Origin of the sequence: Cohnella baijiui, from assembly GCF_020731285.1 — a bacterium.
Lineage (GTDB): Bacteria > Bacillota > Bacilli > Paenibacillales > Paenibacillaceae > Cohnella.
The window spans coordinates 1-211 of the sequence record NZ_JAJFOW010000503.1; the positions used below are offsets into that span (position 1 = coordinate 1).

Annotated in this window: 1 pseudogene; it reads left to right on the forward strand. The window is 48.3% G+C overall.

The features are described 5' to 3' along the window. Positions 1 to 21 precede the first annotated feature (21 nt). Positions 22 to 211: pseudogene (locus LKX83_RS33550) on the forward strand (EF-P 5-aminopentanol modification-associated protein YfmF); the annotation flags it as partial.

Sequence of the window (211 nt, forward strand, 5' to 3'; positions counted from 1 at the left end):
GAGACGCAAAAGGGATTATGCATGATTATGTCAGGCATTGAGACGGCGAATTATGATCAGGCGCTGCACATAATTAAAGAGCAGCTTGACATGATGAAGCGCGGTGAGATCTCGGATATTGAGCTGAACCAGACGAAAGCGATGCTCATTAATCAACTGCGTGAGACGAGGGATAGCGCGGCAGCAATTGCCAATATGGATTACAGCGGCC